At 67.5% G+C, this 15,214-nt stretch carries 18 protein-coding genes; 9 read left to right on the forward strand and 9 right to left on the reverse strand.

Annotated features, from left to right (window positions below; all coding sequences use genetic code 11):
* Complete coding sequence (locus EVS83_RS02430; protein ID WP_133499483.1) at positions 1-675, forward strand: M23 family metallopeptidase; 675 nt, start codon at positions 1-3, stop codon at positions 673-675.
* A gap of 4 nt (positions 676-679) precedes the next feature.
* Here the strand turns inward: EVS83_RS02430 and EVS83_RS02435 are convergent, their stop codons facing one another.
* Positions 680-940 (reverse strand): hypothetical protein, encoded by a 261-nt coding sequence (locus EVS83_RS02435; protein WP_133499485.1) that lies wholly within the window; start codon positions 938-940, stop codon positions 680-682.
* Between the two features lie 130 nt (positions 941-1,070).
* Between EVS83_RS02435 and EVS83_RS02440 the strand changes: the two genes are divergently transcribed.
* The gene (locus EVS83_RS02440) at positions 1,071-2,096 is read left to right on the forward strand and encodes a class I SAM-dependent methyltransferase (RefSeq protein WP_246022746.1); all 1,026 of its coding nucleotides are present in this window, start codon (positions 1,071-1,073) and stop codon (positions 2,094-2,096) included.
* Positions 2,093-2,791, forward strand: a complete 699-nt coding sequence (locus EVS83_RS02445) for a pseudouridine synthase (protein WP_133499237.1) — start codon at positions 2,093-2,095, stop codon at positions 2,789-2,791. Before EVS83_RS02440 ends, EVS83_RS02445 begins: the two co-directional genes overlap by 4 nt.
* Before the next feature lie 12 nt (positions 2,792-2,803).
* Here the strand turns inward: EVS83_RS02445 and EVS83_RS02450 are convergent, their stop codons facing one another.
* From EVS83_RS02450 to EVS83_RS02465, 4 genes are all read right to left on the reverse strand, one after another.
* Entirely contained in the window at positions 2,804-3,028 is a 225-nt protein-coding gene (locus EVS83_RS02450) for a helix-turn-helix transcriptional regulator (RefSeq protein WP_133499239.1), read from the reverse strand.
* Between the two features lies 1 nt (position 3,029).
* Complete coding sequence (locus EVS83_RS02455) at positions 3,030-3,458, reverse strand: hypothetical protein (protein ID WP_133499241.1); 429 nt, start codon at positions 3,456-3,458, stop codon at positions 3,030-3,032.
* A gap of 80 nt (positions 3,459-3,538) precedes the next feature.
* Positions 3,539-4,081, reverse strand: a complete 543-nt coding sequence (locus tag EVS83_RS02460; protein ID WP_133499243.1) for a DUF1415 domain-containing protein — start codon at positions 4,079-4,081, stop codon at positions 3,539-3,541.
* Positions 4,082-4,564 (reverse strand): YajQ family cyclic di-GMP-binding protein, encoded by a 483-nt coding sequence (locus tag EVS83_RS02465; protein WP_133499245.1) that lies wholly within the window; start codon positions 4,562-4,564, stop codon positions 4,082-4,084.
* 105 nt (positions 4,565-4,669) lie between these two features.
* On the opposite strand from EVS83_RS02465, the gene EVS83_RS02470 reads away from it, so the two are divergent.
* A complete protein-coding gene (locus tag EVS83_RS02470; RefSeq protein WP_133499247.1) occupies positions 4,670-5,200 on the forward strand; it encodes a CcdC protein domain-containing protein in 531 nt (176 codons plus the stop codon).
* Between the two features lie 61 nt (positions 5,201-5,261).
* Here the strand turns inward: EVS83_RS02470 and EVS83_RS02475 are convergent, their stop codons facing one another.
* On the reverse strand, positions 5,262-6,359 hold the full coding sequence (locus EVS83_RS02475; RefSeq protein WP_133499249.1) for a hypothetical protein: 1,098 nt from the start codon (positions 6,357-6,359) through the stop codon (positions 5,262-5,264).
* A 489-nt stretch (positions 6,360-6,848) separates the two neighbouring features.
* Here EVS83_RS02475 and EVS83_RS02480 point away from each other — a divergent pair, with 489 nt between their 5' ends.
* Complete coding sequence (locus EVS83_RS02480; RefSeq protein ID WP_246022747.1) at positions 6,849-7,733, forward strand: DMT family transporter; 885 nt, start codon at positions 6,849-6,851, stop codon at positions 7,731-7,733.
* Positions 7,734-7,807: 74 nt separating this feature from the next.
* Positions 7,808-8,641 carry a hypothetical protein gene (locus EVS83_RS02485; protein WP_133499251.1) on the forward strand — a complete coding sequence of 278 codons (834 nt, stop codon included), beginning with the start codon at positions 7,808-7,810 and terminating at the stop codon, positions 8,639-8,641.
* Here EVS83_RS02485 and EVS83_RS02490 read toward each other — a convergent pair.
* The 3 genes from EVS83_RS02490 to EVS83_RS02500 all read right to left on the reverse strand — a co-directional run bounded on the left by EVS83_RS02490 (position 8,628) and on the right by EVS83_RS02500 (position 10,436).
* Positions 8,628-9,473, reverse strand: a complete 846-nt coding sequence (locus EVS83_RS02490; protein WP_133499253.1) for a DNA-formamidopyrimidine glycosylase family protein — start codon at positions 9,471-9,473, stop codon at positions 8,628-8,630. The genes EVS83_RS02485 and EVS83_RS02490 overlap by 14 nt on opposite strands.
* Before the next feature lie 3 nt (positions 9,474-9,476).
* Positions 9,477-9,680 carry a hypothetical protein gene (locus EVS83_RS02495; RefSeq protein ID WP_133499255.1) on the reverse strand — a complete coding sequence of 68 codons (204 nt, stop codon included), beginning with the start codon at positions 9,678-9,680 and terminating at the stop codon, positions 9,477-9,479.
* A 120-nt stretch (positions 9,681-9,800) separates the two neighbouring features.
* Positions 9,801-10,436 carry an OmpW/AlkL family protein gene (locus EVS83_RS02500; protein WP_133499257.1) on the reverse strand — a complete coding sequence of 212 codons (636 nt, stop codon included), beginning with the start codon at positions 10,434-10,436 and terminating at the stop codon, positions 9,801-9,803.
* Positions 10,437-10,505: 69 nt separating this feature from the next.
* Between EVS83_RS02500 and EVS83_RS02505 the strand changes: the two genes are divergently transcribed.
* From EVS83_RS02505 to lpdA, 3 genes are read left to right on the forward strand one after another with little or no spacing between them, the layout of a single operon-like run.
* Complete coding sequence (locus EVS83_RS02505) at positions 10,506-12,116, forward strand: dihydrolipoyllysine-residue acetyltransferase (protein ID WP_425456054.1); 1,611 nt, start codon at positions 10,506-10,508, stop codon at positions 12,114-12,116.
* Positions 12,117-12,118: 2 nt separating this feature from the next.
* Positions 12,119-13,246 carry a mechanosensitive ion channel family protein gene (locus EVS83_RS02510; RefSeq protein ID WP_133499261.1) on the forward strand — a complete coding sequence of 376 codons (1,128 nt, stop codon included), beginning with the start codon at positions 12,119-12,121 and terminating at the stop codon, positions 13,244-13,246.
* Positions 13,246-15,060, forward strand: a complete 1,815-nt coding sequence (gene lpdA / locus EVS83_RS02515) for a dihydrolipoyl dehydrogenase (RefSeq protein WP_133499263.1) — start codon at positions 13,246-13,248, stop codon at positions 15,058-15,060. The genes EVS83_RS02510 and lpdA overlap by 1 nt, the downstream gene beginning before the upstream one ends.
* The last annotated feature ends 154 nt before the right edge of the window (positions 15,061-15,214 follow it).

Below are 15,214 nucleotides of genomic sequence, written 5' to 3' on the forward strand. Positions count from 1 at the left end.
CTGCGTTACCTGCTCGTGTTCGTGATCGGCGCGCTGCTCGGCGCGAATGTCGCGTGGTACTACGCGCGCTCGGCGTCGGCGCCGTGCGTGACGACGCCCGCGACCCCGGCATCGGCACCCGCCGTGACGGGTGCAACGCCCGCTTCGGCGCCATCCGCGACATCGCCTGCAGCCCCGACGTCACCGAGCGCTCCGACCTCGATACCGCCCACGCCGACGGCGCCGACGACTCCGCCGGTCGTCACCGGCAGCGGCCTGATCAGTCCCGTCGCGGGCATCCCGCCATCGCAGCTGGTCGACACCTATACGCAGAGCCGCAGCGCCGGCCGCCTGCACGAAGCCATCGACATCATGGCGCCGGCCGGCACGCCGGTGCTCGCCGCGATCGACGGGCCCGTCGCCAAGCTGTTCACCAGCAAGCTCGGCGGACTCACGATCTACCAGTTCGATCCGGACGGACGTCGCGTCTATTACTACGCGCACCTGCAGGGCTACGCGCCCGGCCTCGCGGAAGGCCAGGCGGTGAAGCAGGGGCAGGTGATCGGCTACGTGGGCAGCACGGGCGATGCGAGTCCCGAGGCGCCGCACCTCCACTTCTCCGTGGGCGATCTCGGCCCGGAGAAGCAGTGGTGGAAGTCGACGCCGATGAATCCGTATCCGCTGCTGGCGCGCTGATGCGTCAGTGCACGGTCTGCGCCTTGGCCGCGAAGCGCCGCGCGTAGTCGCGTTCACCGGCCACGCGCTCGACGAAGCCGTCGTCGACATCCGGCGCGCCGTACACGGCATAGACGACGCGATCGCCATCGGCCTTGCCCACCTGGCGCAGGCTGTATCGCGATGCGCCGCCGCCCGTGTTCTCCGGGTAATGCTTCGGGGGTTGCGGACCGTCCAGGTCCATTTCGCTGTTGTCGACTACGCCCCCGACGAAGAGTGCACGGATCATGTCGCCTCCGGATGGATGGGATACGACCAGACTGGTCCGGCGACCGTTCGCCCGGGATGAAGCGGGCGTTGTGGCCGCGACAATCCGGGCAGGCACTAGACTGTCGCGCCGCCTGAACGCCTCGACCGTGCACGCCGATCCGGCCCTCGACGCCCTGTTCCTGCCGTTCGACGACGGCCTCCTGCCTCCGCCGCAAGGCGCAGCCTTTCTCGGTGCACGACCGGGGCCTGCGCTGCAGCGCTGGGCCGGCGCGGGCATGACCTGCGAGCAGGACTACCGACCGCCGGCCGCCGCGCTGGAACGCGCCGGCTTCGATGTCGTCGCGGACGAACTCACGCCGCCCGCCACGTTCGCCACTGTTCTCGTGCTGCCGCCGCGCCAGCGCGAGCAGGCCCGCGCGATGCTGGCGCGTGCGGTGCGCCTGGCCGGGCCGAACGGCCGCGTCGTCGCCTGCGCCGCCAACAACGCCGGCGCGCGCTCGATGCAGGACGACCTCGCCGCGCTCGCCGGCGACGTCGGCGTGCTCAGCAAGCACAAGTGCCGCGTCGTCTGGACGCAGCCCGGCAACGTCGACGAGGCACGCGTCGACGAATGGCTGTCGCTCGATGCACCGCGCGCGATTCTCGATGGCGACGTCGTCAGCCGTCCCGGCCTGTTCGCATGGGACCGCGTCGACATCGCGTCCGCGCTGCTCGCTTCGCACCTGCCGCGCGATCTCGCCGGTCGTGCAGCGGATCTCGGCGCGGGCTGGGGTTATCTCGCGATCGAACTGCTGAGGCGCAACCCCGGTATCACCGCACTGGACGCCTTCGAGGCACAGCATCGCGCGCTGCCGCTGCTGTCGCGCAATCTCGAACGCTTCGCGCCGCGTGTCGCGATCACGACGCAGTGGGCCGACGTGACCGCCGGCATCGACGGGCGCTACGACGTCATCGTCAGCAATCCGCCGTTCCATGCCGACGACCGCGTCGATCGACCCGACCTCGGCCGACGCTTCATCGAAGTCGCCGCCGCCGCAATGAACCCGGGCGGGCGCTTCTTCATGGTCGCGAACCGTCACTTGCCGTACGAAACCACGTTGGCCGCCGCCTTCCGCGACGTCCGCGTGCTCGCCGACGCGAAGGGCTTCAAGGCCTTCGAGGCGCGTCGATGAAGCTGCTTCGCGTCATCGCCAATCTGGGCTACGGCTCGCGCAAGCACGTGCAGCAGATGTTTCGCGAGGGCCGCCTCACCGACGCGACGGGCGACGTGCTCTATGCCGACGACGTGCGCGATCCGCGTGATGTGCGCCTCGACGGCGAACCGCTGGATCCGCCGCAAGGCCTGATCCTCATGCTCAACAAGCCGGTGGGCTACACGTGCTCGACGAAGGACGCCGGCCGCCTCGTCTACGACCTACTGCCCTCACGCTTCCGCGCGCGCGATCCGGTGTTGTCGACCGTCGGCCGTCTCGATCGCGACACCAGCGGCCTGCTGCTGATGACGGATGACGGCACACTGCTGCACCGGATCATCTCGCCTAAGCACCACGTGCCGAAGGTGTACGAAGCGACGCTTGCGCGTGACCTGCGCGGCGACGAAGCGGCGATCTTCGCGAGCGGCACGCTGATGCTCGAGAACGAGACCACGCCCTTGGCGCCGGCTACGCTCGACGTCGTCGATCCGCGGCACGCGCGGCTCACGATCACCGAAGGCCGCTACCACCAGGTGCGGCGCATGTTCGCGGCGGTCGGCAACCACGTCGAGGCGCTGCATCGCAGTCGCGTCGGCGGGCTGGATCTCGACGCGCTGCCGTCCGGCGAATGGCGTGCGCTCGACGAAGGCGACGTCGCGCGGATCTTCGATTAGACGCAACTCGCGTCAGCGCGCGCGGCCCTGCAGCTGGAAGACGTCCTCAACGCCCGTTTCCAGCGACTCCGCGATCAGGAACGCGACTTCCAGCGACGGCGAATACTTCTCGCCTTCGATCGCGATGATGGTCTGACGCGTCACGCCGGCGGCGTCGGCGAGATCCTGCTGCGTGAGCCCGGCGTCCTGGCGCAGCTCACGCAGGCGGTTGGTGAGACGGCGGGTCGCCTTGCCCACGTCACGCGCCCCGGCGGTACAGCGCGATGCGCGCCGCGGCGTCGCAGATGTTCGACAGCACGAGCGAGCCGAACAATACGTGCACGAACGCGAAGTTGCCGGGCACGATCAAGGCGACGACCAGCGACGTGAACGCGCCGAACGCCAACAGGTACGAGGCGATGCGGTTCGCACGCAGGTCGATGCGGTCGTCGCGCTCGTCGTGCTGAATGCCGTGCGCGAGTTCGCGGCGGCTGGCGATCGCCAGAACGATGTGGCCGACGACCTGCAGCACGATCAACGAGACCACCGCGCCGGCGAACAACGTCATGTCGGCGGGGCCCACGTTCGTGCCGTGGCCCGGCAGCACGTGCGCGAAATACCCGCCGTACACCACGACGAGCGCGATCAGTACGAGCCACTGGCTCTTTTCCTGGAACGAAACCGGCATGACGGCCTGCCTCCCGATGTATGAAAAACCTTACATCGAAGGCTGCGCCCACCGACGAGACATGTCAAGAAAAATTTACATTACGACTCGAGAAGCCGACGAAAGGCGGCCACCCCGAGACGCCGCATCGTCGCGATGTTGCGCTCGACGATGACGTCCGGATCCGGATAGGCCGCGACCGCGCGATCGATGCTCGCCTCGCGCAGGAGGTGCAGCGTGGGGTAGGGCGCGCGGTTGGTGCAGTTCGACGGATCGTCCGCGGGTTCGCCTGCGAACACATAGTCCGGATGGAAGCTGGCGACCTGGATCTCGCCTTCGAGACCGAGCGTGCGCACGGTCGTGTCGGCGACGTCGAGGAAATCGTTGTAGGCGAGGAAGTCCTGCAGCACGTGCGGATGCACGATCAGCGTGGTGTCGACTTCATCCGGCGAGGTCGCCTGCAGGTGCAGCAGCTCGCGTTCGAGATCCGCATGCAGCGCGTCGGTGTCGTGCGCGTTGCTGAGGACGAACCGGACCTGGCGCTTGACGTGCACCGCCTTCGCGAACGGGCAGAGGTTCAGCCCGATCACCGCGCGCTCCAGCCAGCGGCGCGTCGCGGCGATCTCGGCGGGTTCGACGTCCACTCAGTCGCGGAAGTTGTCGAACTGCAGCGGGCGCTCGAACTCGGCGCCGCGCAGCAGGGCGATCGCGGCCTGCAGGTCGTCGCGCTTCTTGCCGATGACGCGCAACTTCTCGCCATTGATCTGGCTGTCGACCTTGAGCTTGGCGTCCTTGATCGTCGTCTGGATCTTTTTCGCGAGTTCGCGCTCGATGCCCTGCTTCACCAGCACCTGCTGCCGCGCGCCGGCGACGTTCGTCAGCACGTCCTTGAACTCGAGGCAGCGCGCATCGATGCTGCGGGCGATCAGCCGCGCGCGCAGGATGTCACTGAGCTGCTTGAGCTGGAATTCGCTGGGCGCCGACAGCGTGATCGTCTCGCCTTCGAGCTCGAACTTCGCGTCCACGCCCTTGAAGTCGAAGCGGGTGGATAGCTCGCGGTTGGCCTGGTCGACGGCGTTGGTGAGCTCGTGGCTGTCGACTTCGGAAACGATATCGAACGAAGGCATGGCGGGATTCCCGTGAAAACCGCGACAGGTTAGCGCAGCGGTCGCGCCGCGACGACGGCCGGTGCGCGATGGTGCCGGCATGGACCGCTCGAAACGTGCCGACTCATGCCGCTGCTGATCGCCCTCGCGCTGCTCGTGGCGACGGTTGCGCTGGGCCTCGTGCTGGGCGTGATCGGCCTGGTGCGACGCCCGTTCCGGGCCCCGACGTGGCAGCCCGTGTTCGGCCCGCCGCTGGTGCTGCGCGCGATGCTGCTGACGATTGGCGTGCTGATCGCCTTCGCCATCGCCGCGTGGCGGCATCCCGACGCCGTGACCGCGCTGGCAATGGGCCTGGGCGTCGGTCTCGTGCTCGGCGCCGGCGCCGCCATCACGACGGAGCTGCGCCGGCAGACGCGGTTCGTCGAGCAACGGCCGCATCGGCTCTTCCTGGTGCTGCTCGCAGTCGCGGTCCTCGCACGCGCGGTGCTCTCTGCAGCCGGCGGGCTCACGATGCTTCCGGCCGGCATGCAGACCACGCTGCCCATGCTCGCCGGCCTGCTGGGCGGCTATCCGCTGGCGCATGCGTTGGTGCTGCGCGCGAGACTGAGGCGCTACCTAAGCAAGGGAAGGGACAAATCTGCTAACGAGCGCGTTTGACACCGGTGCGGCGTCTGGTCGGCCATTCGGCCGACCAGACAAAATCGTTCCCGAGGGTTGGTCAGCGACCCGGAACTCGGCAGCAGGTGCGCGATGCGCGCAGATCCTGCGGAGTGCTGTCGTTGTTCTTCGCCGAGCACGTACCGGCGTGGCTGAAGACGATCGGCATCGACCAGCTGCTGGTTTCACAGTTCGTGGCCGTCTGCGTGTAGCCGGACGCACACGCGGGTGCAGTCGCATTAGCCGTACCGCCTACCGCTATGTTGGCGACCGTTGTGTTCGCCGTGTCCTGACACTGCAACGCTGTTGCGACCGGTGGCGCGAAGTAGCCCACGATGTCGACCACGTAATGAGCCTGGGCGAACGAATAGATCGTAAAGTCGAACGACGAAAGCGGGTTCGGAATCTGCGCAATGATGCCGTTGTTGACGACCTCGCCGGCCGCGTAGTTGATGCTCGCCGTGCCGGGCTGCGTGGTGCCGTACGGGTAGACGGTGGCATACCCCGCGATGCTGGGGCTGACGGCCGTCACGTTCAAAGCAAGTGCTGTCGCGTTCAACCCACTCGTTCCGCAGTTGGTCGCGCTGCCGCCCTGACCTGTGAAGTTGCTCGCATTGATACCAACAAAACTACGGGTCGAGTTCGCGGCGATCACGCCGGCGGCGGTCGATCGTGTATCGACGATGCGGCACGGCGCTACCGGGGTGTATACGAGGTCACTGTTCAACGAGCCGAGAAGCGTTGCGGACGCCGAGCGCACGGCCTGCGAACTCATCGGCGTCGACTTCAGGCGCGCGATCGTTGCTTTGCCTGCGGCATCCAGCACCTGGCCGTCGAGGGCGAGACTGGCTTCCTCGAAGGTCGGTTTCGCTAGTGCGGTGCGGATGTTGTCTGCGTCGGCGCGCACGAACGTCGGCGCCATGCGACGTGCCCATGTGCGCATATCGACACCATAGGTCTTCGCGACATATGGCCCCCAGCGGCCCGCGAACTCCTTGGCCGCTGCCGTACGGGCCGTCACGGACAGAGTGTTTGACGCCGCGGTGGGAACCGACGCCGGCGAGATCTCGCCCGGGGGTGCAGCGAAGGCGACGGGCGCCAGAGCGGCGCACGCGAGGGCGAGTAGTGCGACGGATCGGCGAGGACGCAGGCGGATCATGATGGTCTCCGGTAGTGGTCGAGGGATGTGCCTGGCTGCCGCGATCGCGCGGTGCAGAATCGTCTTAGAGCGCATTCGAGTCGACGCCGGGCGGGCCTAAGCGCAATCAGCGAGAGCAACAGCGGAATTTGCACGGCGCATGGCACTGGATGCGCAACCAGCCCACGGAGGACAACCGCTGCGGCAGGCACTTCATTGCACGCAGCCAATCGCGCTAACGCCGCGGCAGCGCCGGTAGACGCGAAAGGGGTGTCAATCAGCACTGTGGTCCCCATCACAGAATCTCGACACTAGCACGCGGCGTCGCGAGCGCCTGCAGGAGTGGGCGGCGCGACGACGAACGGCGCGTCGTGGACGAGCCGGATCAATGCGCGCCGACCGAGTCCGCATGGGTCCCTGAGTCCGCGCGCGTTCGCTCGGGCAGGATTAAGTTCGCAGCGCGTTGTGCACACGCGGCACGCCGCACGTTTCGCACCGGGGGCAAATTCGATGGCCAACCAAGCACGCGCGGTACCGTTCATGTTGCTCGCCGTCGCCAGCTTTTCGCTGATGGACGCCGGCCTGAAGCAGCTCAGCGCGCATTACCCCGCATTCCAGGTCGCCGCGTTGCGCGGCGCGTCGTCGCTGCCGTTCGTGCTGGCGTGGGCGCTGCATCGTGGCGGTGTGGCGCCGCTGCTTCGCGTGCGTTGGCCGCTGCACCTGCTACGCGGCGCGATGGGCGTGGCGATGATGGCGTCGTTCGTCTACGCGTTGAAGACGCTTCCGTTGTCGACCGCGTATTCGATCTTCTTCGTCGCCCCGTTGATCGTGACCGCGTTGTCCGTGCCGATGCTGCGCGAACGCGTCGGCCCGCGACGCTGGACCGCGATCGCGATCGGCCTGCTCGGCACGCTGGTGCTGCTGCGGCCCAACGGCGAGGGGTTCGTCAGTCTCGCCGCGCTGGCGGTGCTGCTCGCGGCGACGATGTACGCCGTCAGCGCGATCAGCGTGCGCATCCTCGCCCGCACCGACAGCACGCAAGCGATGATGGTCTGGTTGCTGGTCATCATGGCGGCGGGCGCGGGACTGCTCGCGATTCCCGAGTGGCGTGCGGTGCGCGTGGATCACTTCTTGCTGATCGCCGGCGTCGGCATCGCCGGCACGATCGGCCAATACGCGGTCACCGAAGCGTTCCGGCTCGGCGAGGCGTCGCTCATCGCGCCGCTCGAATACACCGCGTTGCTCTGGGGCGTGATCCTCGATGCCACGCTCTGGGGCGTGCTGCCCGATGCGATGACCTGGGCGGGCGCGGCCATCATCGTCGCCAGCGGTCTTTACCTGCTGCGACGCGAGCGCGTGCGCGCGGCCGAGGCGGAAATCGTTACGACCCCGTGAAGCCGACGGACGGCCGCTTGTGCGCGCCGTCACACGTCCATCCTCCGCGCACCACAACTCACGGAGGGGATGTCATGGCACGTATCACGACGATGGTGTCGCTTCTCGCGCTGGTGCTCGCGGGCTCGCTCGCGGCCACGGCCGCCGCCGCGCCGCGCAAGAACGACACCGAACGACGCGGCCTCGACCTGCTGCCGAGCAAGCGCGCGCTGAGCATGACGCGCGGCCACAAGAGCGCTGCCACGCCGACGATGGCCGCCGCCGCGGTGACGGTGGACGACGTGGGCGACGTCGACTCGTTCGGCCGCAACCTCACGTGGCTGGGCCTGACGCAGTCCGTCGTGACGCTCGACAGCGCCTGCGATCCGGCGAGCACCGATCCCTGCCAGGTGATCAACCCCACGCCGGGTTCGACCACCAACTTCAGCTTCACCGACATGGCGCACATCAGCCTGCCGGGCAAGGCGACCAAGTCGCTGATGTGCTACTGGCTGTCGCCGGTGATCAACGTCACCTACTCGAATACGACGGCGGCCAACGCGGTCTCGACCCTGCGCTACAACCCGACGCTGACGGTCGAGAACCCGGTGCTCGCCGATCCGTCGCTGATCGATCCGACCACGGGCCTGCCGTTCAATGGCCACCTCACGACGAGCATGACGTCGTCCGAGATCTTCCAGGTGCCGCTGCCGTCGGGCACGACGATCACCGAGCGCTATCGCGATTCGGCGGTCTGCATCGCGGGCTTCATCAACCGTCGCACGCTCACCGACACGTTCGGCCTGACCGATGCGCAGGTGAACGAGTTCTTCAAGAAGCCGACGACGGTGCGCATGAACATCAGCGGCGCGGTGCGCGGTGTGCAGTCCGCGTCGATCATTCTCGGCTTCCGCATCATCGGCGACTGACGCGTTTGAGCGGCTTCGAAGCGGACTTCGCCGTCCGTTTCGAAGCCGGTTTCGCTTTCCTGACCACCGGCGACGGCGCGGGCGGCGTGCCTTCGCCGTAGAACACCTGGCAGGTGTCGCACCAGAACGCGCGGCGTTTCTTCGTGCCGAGATGGCGTTCGAAGCTCAGGGGCGTACCGTCGCGCGGGCAGGTCTTCTTCGCATGCACCTGCCAATGCGCGCGCAGGGTGAATTCCTTCTTCCAGCGATAGAAGTCGAAGCTGTAGCCGCGCGCTTCGCGGATCATGTCCCCGAGCTTGCGCGGTGGCAGGTCGCCGACACGCGTCATCGGGTGCACGCGGATGCGGTGCAGCACTTCGTTCTTGATGATGTTGCCGACGCCCGCAAAGATGTCCTGCTCGAGCAGTGCGTCCGCGCAGATCATCTTCGGCTTTTCCTTGAGCTTGCGCCGCGCGGCCTTCGGATCCCAGGTGTCCGACATGACGTCGGCCGAGAAGTCGTAGGCCTCGTCGAGCGGCTGCTCGATGTAGCGCACCGAGCAAGAATAGAAGTTGATTTCGCACTTTCGCGTGAAGCGAAGCGAAAGACGCGGCGTCTTCTCGGGCTTGCGCTCGTCGATTGCATAGCTGCCGAACATCAGCATATGTATGCGGATGGCGAAGTCGCCGAAGTCGAGCAGGAAATGCTTGCCCCACGTGCGCACGGCGCGCAGCCGCGAACCGGGCAGGCGCTCGAGCGGTTGCTTGGTGTTGCCAGTCGCCTCCAGCACCTTGAGGCCGACCAGCGATTCGGCGCTTTCGCGCAGGATGACGAGCGAGGGACCTTCGGGCATCGCTCAGCGCCTCAACTGTTCGAGGCTGCCCTGCAGCGCCGCGGCGAGCGCGGCGTCGCCGCTCAGCAATGCCTTCCACTGCAGGTCGAGGCCCTTGCGCCGGCCCTTGGGCACGAGACGCAGGCCCTCCTTGTCGATGGTGAGCGTGTAGGCCTGCCCGCCGACGTCGAGTTCGCGACGCAACGGGCCGTCGAGTTTCGTCGTCATCGAGCGACTCCGGGCGGTCCGTTCGCAGGCTAGCGACGGGGCGACGGGCGACGCGTGAATCCGCATGCCCCAAACGAAACGGGCCCCGAAGGGCCCGCTCCGTTCCCACTGTCGCGTGTCTTACCAGCGCGTGCCGATGCCGACGCCGACGACGACCGGATTGGCCTTGACCTCGCCGGCCTTGACGCCGTTCACCGAGACGTCCGAGTTGCCGTGCAGGTAGCGCACGTCACCGCGTGCGAACCAGTGCTCGCCGAGGTTGAGGTCCGCGCCGACCGTCGCCATCGGGCCCTGCGCGGTTTCGACGCCGATACGTCGGCCCGACAACGCCGCGCCGGCCTGTGCCGACTCGTCGTCGTAGTTCATCTGGTAGTAGCCGAGGCCCACGAACGGGCGCACGGTCTTGTCCGGCGAACCGAAGTGGTACTGGCCACTGAGTGCGTACGGCTGCGCATCGACGCTGCCGACCTTGCCGTTACCGGTCGTCATGCGATAGCCGGCCTTGCTGGCGCCCCAGCCTTCGACCGCGATGTTGTCGTTGATGAACCAGCTCGCGCCCAGCGCGCCGACGGCCTCGCCATCGAGGTTCGTGCGTGCGCCGTTGACGGTGGCGTTGCCGGTCGGATTGTTCAGTGCGACGCCGCCGACGATCGCGACATGCTTGCCGCTGGCGGACGAGGTTCCCGCGTCCTGCGCAAAGGCACACGGAGCGAGGGCGAGAGTGCCCAGAAGGGCGAGAGAAAGGTGACGTGCCATGGAGTGGCCTCCTTGTAATCGTTTGCAGGACCGGTCAGCGCCACTGACCGGCACAGTCAACCTAACCTCCTGCCACTGAACCCTCCTTGCTGCGCGGACGGTCGCTTCGACGCACACGCGACATCGCATCCGGTAGTCGCATCTACACATCGCGTCGACATCGTTCTTTTGCCGCGATTGGCGCGATCGTCCGCCGCGGGCGAGAATGGCGGTTTGGCACCATCACTTGCGGAGCCCTGCATGGCTGAGCTGAAGGAAGCGCGCGTCCCCGACATCGGCGGGCATGACGACGTGCCCGTGATCGAACTGCTCGTCGCGGTCGGCGACACGGTGAAGGCCGACCAGGGGCTGGTCACGCTCGAGTCCGACAAGGCCACGATGGAGGTGCCCGCGCCGTTCGCAGGCACGGTCCGCGAGCTCAAGCTCAAGGTGGGCGACAAGGTCGGCGAAGGCGCGCTCGTTGCGATCATCGAGCCGAGCGATGCCGCGGCACCGGCGTCGGGTCCGTCGGCCGACGGCGCGCAGCCGAAGGCCGATACCTCGCAGGTCGCGACCTCCCCCGAACAGCCGCGCCCGGCCGAGACGCCGACGCGCGTCGAGCCGGTCGCCGTGTCCGGCGATGTCGACAACCTCACCAAGCGCGACATCGCCACGCACACCGGCGTCACTACCGCGCCCGTCGCGACCGCGCCGATGCCTGCGGCCGAGCCGCGCACGCCGCCGGTGACGTTCGATGCCGGCGAGCTCATGCCCGATGCGGTCCCGTATGCGAGCCCCGCGGTGCGCCTGTTCGCGCGCGAACTCGGCGTCGACCTCGCGCGCGTCTCCGGCAGCGCCAAGGGCGGCCGTATCACCAAGGAAGACGTGCAGCAGCACGTCAAGCAGGTGATGAGCGGCGCCGCGGCTGCGCCATCGGCGGGCGGTGCATCCCTCGGTGGCGGTCTCAATCTGCTGCCGTGGCCGAAGGTCGACTTCTCGAAGTTCGGCGAGATCGAGACGCGCGAACTCTCGCGCATCAAGAAGCTCTCCGGCGCGAACCTCGCGCGCAACTGGGCGATGATTCCGCACGTCACGCAGCACGACGATGCCGACATCACCGACCTCGAAGAGCTGCGCGTCGCGCTCAACAAGGAAAACGAGAAGAGCGGCATTAAGGTGACGATGCTCGCCTTCCTGATGAAGGCGGTGGTCGCGGCGCTGAAGAAGTATCCGGACTTCAATGCCTCGCTCGATGCGAGTGGCGAGAAGCTCGTCCTCAAGAAGTATTTCCATATCGGCTTCGCCGCGGACACGCCGAACGGCCTCGTGGTGCCGGTGATCCGCGACGTCGACAAGAAGGGTGTGGTCGAACTCGCGCAGGAAACGTCCGAACTCGCGAAGAAGGCGCGCGACGGCAAGCTCTCGCCGGCGGAGATGACCGGCGGCTGCTTCTCGATCAGTTCGCTCGGCGGCATCGGCGGCACCAAGTTCACGCCGATCGTCAACGCGCCGGAAGTCGCGATCCTCGGCGTGTCGAAGTCGGCGATCCGCCCGGTGTGGGATGGCGCGCAATTCCAGCCGCGCCTGATCCTCCCGCTCTCGCTGAGCTACGACCATCGCGTCATCGACGGCGCGTCGGCCGCGCGCTTCACCGCGTACCTGGCGCAGCTGATGGCCGACATGCGGCGCGTGCTGCTCTGACGATGCCGCACGCGCAAACGGCGCGCGAACTGCACGCGGCGGGCGAACGCGTCCGCGACGCCGCGCAGGACGGCTGGCAGGGCGTGCAGCCGTTCCTCGACTACGAACTCGTGCGTGTTGCCGGGCTCGATCTCACCGTCGGCGACCTCGCGTCCGCGATCCTACTGCTGATGGTATTCTTCGCGCTGTCGCGCTTCGTGGGCCGTGCGCTGACGCGTTACGGCGAGCGCGAAGGCGCGAACGCGGCGTCGATCTATACCGTCAGTCGCGTGCTGCGCTACGCGCTGCTGTTCGTGGGCGTGCTCGTCGCGCTGGAAGTCGCCGGTATTCCGGTGTCGAAGTTCACGTTGTTCGCGGGCGCGATCGGCGTGGGCCTCGGTTTCGGCCTGCAGGCGATCTTCAACAATTTCCTGTCCGGCCTGATCCTGCTGTTCGACCGCTCGATCAAGATCGGCGACTTCGTCGAACTCGAATCCGGCGTGCACGGCGTCGTGCGGGACATCAAGATCCGTGCAACGCGCATCAGCACGAACGACAACCTCAACATCCTGGTGCCGAACGCCGAGTTCGTCAGTGGCCGCGTGGTGAACTGGACACTGCTGGAAGCGTCGCGGCGCATGCGCATTCCGTTCGGCGTGGCCTACGGCACCGACAAGGAAACGGTGAAGAAGGCGGCGCTCGAAGCCGCGTGCGAAGTGCCTTTCACGCTGGCGAAGGACGGCCCGCGCGGTCCGCAGGTGTGGCTGGTCGAGTTCGGTGAGAGCCGTCTCGAGTTCCAGCTGATCGTCTGGCTCAACGCGGAGGCGACCCGTCGCCCGTCCGCGGTGAAAGCAGCGTACAACTGGGCGCTGCATACCGCGCTGCAGCGCTACGGCATCGACATCCCGTTTCCGCAGCGCGATCTGCACGTACGAAGCCTGTTCGGCCACGAAGGCGCCGAAGCGATCGCCGTGCTCAGCGGTCGCGTGGTGCCCGAAACGGACGAGGCGGCGCCCGATGCGCCCCTGCCCACGCCGCGCGAACGCGCGGCGCTCGCCGAGAACGACGCGCAGCGCGACGTCGAACGCGAGATCCATGAAGATCCACCGGTCGCCCCCACGGGCGCCGCAACGAGCCCGGAGAACGAGTGATGGCGACCCCGATCGAAGTGAAAGTCCCCGACATCGGTGGCTTCGATGACGTGCCCGTGATCGAGGTGCTCGTCGCCGTTGGTGACCGCGTGGCGAAGGACCAGGGCCTCGTCACGCTGGAATCCGACAAGGCGACGATGGAAGTGCCGTCGTCGTCGGAAGGCGTGGTGCGCGAGGTGCGCGTCAAGGTCGGCGACAAGGTGTCGGAAGGTTCGGTGATCGTGGTGCTGGATGCGGAGGGCGCGGCGAATGCCGCTGCGCCCACGCCCGCTGCGAGTGCGCCGGCCGCTGCTGCGCCGACGCCAACGAACGCCGAAGCGAAGGGCGCGGTCGACGCGAATCGTGCCGCACCGGAGCCATCCGCGCCTGCACCGACGGCCGCGGCATCGACCGGCCGCAAGGCCGACGTCGAATGCCGCATGCTCGTGTTGGGCGCCGGCCCCGGCGGTTACACGGCGGCATTCCGCGCCGCCGATCTCGGCCTCGATACGGTGCTGGTCGAACGTTACGCATCGCTCGGCGGCGTCTGCCTCAATGTCGGCTGCATTCCGTCGAAGGCGCTGCTGCACGCGGCCGCCGTCATCGATGAAGCGCAGCACGCGAAGGACTACGGCATCACCTTCGGCGCACCGAAGATCGAACTCGACGCGTTACGCACCTACAAGGACAAGGTCGTCGGCCAGCTCACCAAGGGCCTGTCCGGCATGGCCAAGCAGCGCAACGTGCGTGTTGTGCAGGGCACTGGCCGTTTCGTGTCGCCGAACGAAGTCGAAGTGCAGGGCGAGGGCGGCACGCAGCTGATCCGCTTCGAGCAATGCATCATCGCGGCGGGTTCGCAGGCAGTGAAGCTGCCGAACTTCCCGTGGGACGACAAGCGCGTGATGGATTCGACCGATGCGCTCGATCTCGCCGACGTGCCGAAGTCACTGCTCGTCGTGGGCGGCGGCATCATCGGCCTCGAAATGGCAACGGTGTATCGCGCGCTCGGCTCGCAGGTCACCGTCGTCGAACTCGCACCGCAGCTCATGCCGGGCGCGGACACCGACCTCGTCAAGCCGCTCGCCGATCGCCTGAAGAAGCAGGGCGTCGCCGTGCACCTCAACGTCAAGGCGTCGGGTGTCGAAGCGACGAAGGCCGGCATCAAGGTGACGTTCGAAGGCGAGGGTGCGCCGCAGCCGACGGCCTACGATCGCGTGCTCGTCGCGGTCGGCCGCAGTCCGAATGGCGCGAAGATCGGTGCGGAAGCCGCGGGCGTGCAGGTCACCGATCGCGGCTTCATTCCGGTCGATCGGCAGATGCGCACGAACGTGCCGCACATCTTCGCGATCGGCGACGTCGTCGGTAACCCGATGCTCGCGCACAAGGCGACGCACGAAGGCAAGCTTGGCGCCGAAGTCGCCGCGGGCGAGAAGCGCGAATGGGTCGCGCGCGTGATTCCGTCGGTGGCCTATACCGATCCGGAGATCGCGTGGGTCGGCGTCACCGAAACCGAAGCGAAGGCGAAGGGCCTGAAGGTCGGCGTCGGCAAGTTCCCGTGGGCGGCGAGCGGTCGCGCGATCGGCCTGGGTCGCACCGAAGGCTTCACCAAGCTCGTATTCGACGAGGCGACGCATCGCGTCATCGGCGGCGGCATCGTTGGCGTGCACGCGGGCGACCTGATCGCGGAGGTCGCGCTCGCGATCGAGATGGGTGCGGAAGTCGCCGACATCGGCATGACGATCCATCCGCATCCGACGCTCAGCGAGTCGGTGGGCATGGCGGCCGAGGTGTTCGAAGGCACGATCACCGACCTCTACATTCCGAAGAAGAAGTGAGGTCCGGCGACGCACCGAGCGCGCGTCGCCGATCGCACAAATAAAAAGCCCCGGCGTGAGCCGGGGCGTTCGCGTTGCCACCCGTCGACGAGGAGAGGCGTCGTGGCCGGCGCGGACACAGAGTCCGACCGGGCCCTCGTCGAAAGGTTCCGTC

It is taken from the genome of Cognatilysobacter terrigena, from assembly GCF_004361065.1.
GTDB classification, from domain to species: Bacteria; Pseudomonadota; Gammaproteobacteria; order Xanthomonadales; family Xanthomonadaceae; genus Cognatilysobacter; species Cognatilysobacter terrigena.

Bases quoted from the DNA above. Each gene is read 5' to 3' on its own strand.
- EVS83_RS02445 (WP_133499237.1), top strand. From the start codon at position 2,093: ATGAAGCTGCTTCGCGTCATCGCCAATCTGGGCTACGGCTCGCGCAAG.
- EVS83_RS02455 (WP_133499241.1), bottom strand. From the start codon at position 3,458: ATGCCGGTTTCGTTCCAGGAAAAGAGCCAGTGGCTCGTACTGATCGCG.
- EVS83_RS02465 (WP_133499245.1), bottom strand. From the start codon at position 4,564: ATGCCTTCGTTCGATATCGTTTCCGAAGTCGACAGCCACGAGCTCACC.
- EVS83_RS02470 (WP_133499247.1), top strand. From the start codon at position 4,670: ATGCCGCTGCTGATCGCCCTCGCGCTGCTCGTGGCGACGGTTGCGCTG.
- EVS83_RS02475 (WP_133499249.1), bottom strand. From the start codon at position 6,359: ATGATCCGCCTGCGTCCTCGCCGATCCGTCGCACTACTCGCCCTCGCG.
- EVS83_RS02480 (WP_246022747.1), top strand. From the start codon at position 6,849: ATGGCCAACCAAGCACGCGCGGTACCGTTCATGTTGCTCGCCGTCGCC.
- EVS83_RS02485 (WP_133499251.1), top strand. From the start codon at position 7,808: ATGGCACGTATCACGACGATGGTGTCGCTTCTCGCGCTGGTGCTCGCG.
- EVS83_RS02490 (WP_133499253.1), bottom strand. From the start codon at position 9,473: ATGCCCGAAGGTCCCTCGCTCGTCATCCTGCGCGAAAGCGCCGAATCG.
- EVS83_RS02495 (WP_133499255.1), bottom strand. From the start codon at position 9,680: ATGACGACGAAACTCGACGGCCCGTTGCGTCGCGAACTCGACGTCGGC.
- EVS83_RS02500 (WP_133499257.1), bottom strand. From the start codon at position 10,436: ATGGCACGTCACCTTTCTCTCGCCCTTCTGGGCACTCTCGCCCTCGCT.
- EVS83_RS02510 (WP_133499261.1), top strand. From the start codon at position 12,119: ATGCCGCACGCGCAAACGGCGCGCGAACTGCACGCGGCGGGCGAACGC.
- lpdA (WP_133499263.1), top strand. From the start codon at position 13,246: ATGGCGACCCCGATCGAAGTGAAAGTCCCCGACATCGGTGGCTTCGAT.